3 protein-coding genes are annotated in these 4,087 nt (G+C 52.5%); all 3 read left to right on the top strand.

From position 1 onward, the window contains the following. A partial coding sequence (locus tag RT340_RS22175; RefSeq protein ID WP_313377826.1) for a fructokinase occupies nucleotides 1-1,036 on the top strand: 1,036 nt, incomplete at its 5' end. Nucleotides 1,037-1,075: 39 nt separating this feature from the next. Beyond that, complete coding sequence (locus RT340_RS22170; RefSeq protein WP_034829095.1) at nucleotides 1,076-1,828, top strand: HAD-IIA family hydrolase; 753 nt, start codon at nucleotides 1,076-1,078, stop codon at nucleotides 1,826-1,828. 330 nt (nucleotides 1,829-2,158) lie between these two features. Continuing rightward, entirely contained in the window at nucleotides 2,159-3,826 is a 1,668-nt protein-coding gene (gene asnB, locus RT340_RS22165) for an asparagine synthase B (RefSeq protein ID WP_034829093.1), read from the top strand. Nucleotides 3,827-4,087: the final 261 nt, after the last annotated feature.

Genomic DNA, 4,087 nt, shown 5'->3' with positions numbered 1-4,087 from the left:
CAAAGAGGTAGAGCAACAAGCCTCTACCGGTGGTCGCCGCGCAATTTCCATCATTACCGAAACTCGCCATTTTCATACCATCGGCGTTCGCTTAGGACGCAATGATGCCACGCTGACATTATTCGATCTGAGCGGAAAATCGCTGGCGCAGGAAGATTATCCCCTGCCTGAGCGCACCCAGGAAACGCTGGAGAATGCGCTGTTCAATGCCATCACGGCATTTATGGCGGCGCATCAACGCAAGATTCATGAATTAATCGCGATCGCGGTGATTCTGCCAGGCCTGGTGGACCCGATTAACGGCATTATTCGCTATATGCCGCACATCGCTGTCAGCCACTGGCCGCTGGTATCCAGCTTGCAGAAACGCTTTAACGTCACCAGCTTTGTCGGTCACGATATCCGTAGTCTGGCGCTGGCGGAGCACTATTTCGGTGCAAGTCGTGACTGTGCAGACTCCATTCTGGTGCGTTTACATCGCGGTACCGGCGCGGGCATCATCGCTAACGGCCATATTTTCCTTGGCAGCAACGGCAACGTGGGCGAAATTGGCCACATCCAGGTCGATCCATTGGGTGAGCGCTGCCACTGCGGCAACTTTGGCTGTCTGGAAACGATTGCCGCCAACGGCGCGATTGAGAATCGCGTGCGCCATCTGCTCAATCAGGGCTATCCGAGCACGTTGACGCTGGATAACTGTCTGATGCCACAAATCTGTCGTGCCGCTAATCAGGGAGACGCGCTGGCCTGCGAAGTGATCGAATACGTGGGACGCTACCTCGGGAAAGCGATTGCGATTGCCATTAACCTGTTCAATCCACAAAAGGTGGTATTGGCGGGGGAAATCACCGACGCAGACAAAGTGCTGTTCCCGGCAATTGAAGGCTGCATTAATACCCAGGCGCTGAATGCCTTCCGCAAAAACCTGCCGGTGGTGCGTTCCGAACTGGATCACCGTTCCGCTATTGGCGCCTTTGCCCTGGCGAAACGTGCGATGCTGAATGGTATTTTGCTGCAGCATCTGCTGGAAGAATAATTGAAGCCTGCCGTCTGGCGGGCCCGACCGGAAGCCAATATGACCATCAAAAGCGTAATCTGTGACATCGACGGCGTGTTGATGCACGACAATACCGCCGTGAAAGGCGCGAATGAGTTTCTGCAGCGCATCCTTGAAAAAGAGATGCCGCTGGTGGTGCTGACCAACTATCCGTCGCAAACCGCTCAGGATCTGGCAAACCGTTTTGCCAATGCGGGTGTCGAGGTACCGGATTCAGTGTTCTATACCTCGGCGATGGCGACAGCCGATTTCCTGCGTCGTCAGGAAGGCAAAAAAGCCTACGTGATTGGCGAAGGCGCGCTGATTCACGAACTGTATAAAGCCGGATTTACCATCACCGATGTGAATCCCGATTTTGTGATTGTTGGGGAGACGCGCTCCTTTAACTGGGAAATGATGCATAAAGCGGCTTTCTTTGTCGCTAATGGCGCACGCTTTATCGCCACCAACCCGGATACCCACGCACGCGGTTTTGTGCCAGCCTGCGGTGCACTCTGCGCCGGTATCGAAACCATCTCCGGTCGCAAACCGTTTTACGTCGGTAAGCCGAGCCCGTATATCATGCGTGCTGCGCTAAATAAGATGCATGCCCACTCGGAAGAGACGGTGATTGTCGGCGATAACCTGCGCACCGATATTCTGGCCGGATTCCAGGCGGGCCTGGAAACCATTCTGGTGCTCTCCGGGGTTTCGACGCTGAGTGACATTGATGCGATGCCTTTCCGCCCTGACTGGATTTACCCTTCAGTGGCCGATATCGACCTGTTCTAAACCTTCTCTTATCGCGTTTACTTATCGCCATGCCCGTACGTCGTGTGAGCAGGGCGTTTGTTTTTACATCCCTTTATTATGATTCTGTGCACCATTAATTGCGCAGGAAATCATCCAAAACGCCAATTCATTAGACGCCATCTAATTTAATTGACATTTAATTAGATGAAATTCAATTTTTAAGCCATCACAACAATCTTTTTATCAAAAGATCGCAATTTAACTTGCGTTAACACCACCTGATAGCGCATTTTCTTATACATCACGCAGTCAAGGCTGCCGGACAAACGTAGAAATAACATCGCCGCAAGGTGAGATCAGGAGTCAGTTATGTGTTCGATTTTTGGTGTGCTGGATCTGAAATCCGATCCTGTTGAACTGCGCAAGAAAGCGCTGGAGTGTTCCCGTCTGATGCGTCACCGTGGACCGGATTGGTCTGGCGTGTATGCCGATGACAAAGCCATTCTGGTGCATGAGCGCCTGTCGATTGTTGACGTCAACAACGGCGCACAGCCGCTGTACAACGCTGACCACACCCACGTACTGGCCGTGAACGGTGAGATCTACAACCATCAGGCTTTGCGTGCTGAACTGAGCGATCGTTATGCGTTTCAGACCGGTTCTGACTGCGAAGTGATCCTCGCGCTGTACCAGGAAAAAGGTCTCGATTTCCTCGATGATCTGCAAGGTATGTTCGCCTTCATTCTGTGGGACAGCGTGAAGCAGCAGTATCTGATTGGCCGTGACCACATCGGGATTATCCCACTGTACATGGGCAACGATGAGCACGGAAACCTGTTTGTCGCCTCTGAAATGAAAGCGCTGGTGCCGGTTTGCCGCACCATCAAAGAATTCCCGCCGGGAAGCTTCCTGTGCAGCAGCGATGGCGAAATCCGTCGTTACTGGCAGCGCGACTGGATGGATTTCTCTGCCGTTGCCGAGAACACCACTGACGCTGCGGGCCTGAAGCATGCGCTGGAAGAGTCAGTGAAAAGCCACCTGATGTCTGACGTGCCTTATGGCGTGCTGCTGTCTGGCGGCCTCGACTCCTCTATCATTTCTGCCGTGACTAAGCGCTTTGCGGCAAAACGTGTGGAAGATGAAGATAAAAGTGATGCCTGGTGGCCACAGCTGCACTCTTTTGCGGTAGGTCTGGAAGGCTCACCTGATCTGAAAGCGGCCAAATCAGTGGCGGAACATCTGGGCACCGTGCACCACGAGATTCACTTCACCGTGCAGGAAGGTCTGGATGCGATTCGCGATGTGATTTACCACATCGAAACCTATGACGTCACCACCATTCGCGCCTCTACGCCGATGTATTTGATGTCGCGTAAAATCAAGGCAATGGGCATCAAAATGGTGCTGTCAGGTGAAGGTGCGGACGAAGTGTTTGGTGGTTACCTGTATTTCCACAAAGCACCTAACGCTCAGGAATTCCACGAAGAGAACGTGCGTAAACTGCTGGCGCTGCACATGTTTGACTGTGCGCGTGCCAACAAAGCGATGTCGGCATGGGGCGTTGAAGCGCGCGTACCGTTCCTCGACAAGAAATTCCTTGATGTGGCGATGCGCATCAACCCGGAAGACAAAATGTGCGGCAGCAACGGCAAAATGGAGAAACACATTCTGCGTGAATGCTTCTCTTCTTACCTGCCGGAGAGCGTGGCATGGCGTCAGAAAGAGCAGTTCTCTGATGGCGTAGGCTACAGCTGGATCGATAGCCTGAAAGAAGTGGCCGCGAAGCAGATCACCGATCAGCAGTTGTCTACCGCGCACTTCCGTTTCCCGTACAACACGCCGAACTCGAAAGAAGCGTATTTGTACCGCGAAATCTTTGAAGAGCTGTTCCCGATTGCCAGTGCAGCAGAGTGTGTTCCAGGCGGTCCATCTGTTGCCTGTTCATCGGCCAAAGCGATTGAGTGGGATGAAGCTTTCAAAAACATGGATGACCCATCTGGTCGTGCTGTCGGCGTGCATCAGTCCGCCTACAAATAAGCTTGTGAATGAGTAGGATAAGGGGTCTGTAAAGGCCCCTTTTTGTTTTCATCGTCGATGTGACGATAGAAAACTGCTGAATAAATCGCCACCCTGGTTACAAGCCAGTCAAACAGGCGTTTTAAGGCAAAAAACGGCAAAAAACTTGTTGACGCTACAAAGCTCAATACGCATAATGCGCCCCGCAACGCCGATGAAGGTTAGCGAAAAAAGATGGCTACGTAGCTCAGCTGGTTAGAGCACATCACTCATAATGATGGG

The sequence above is a fragment of the Pantoea sp. CTOTU50773 genome (assembly GCF_032082325.1).
Lineage (GTDB): Bacteria > Pseudomonadota > Gammaproteobacteria > Enterobacterales > Enterobacteriaceae > Pantoea > Pantoea communis.
The sequence above is the reverse complement of the archived record's forward strand: the minus strand, read 5'-3'. Positions and strand labels throughout refer to the sequence as shown.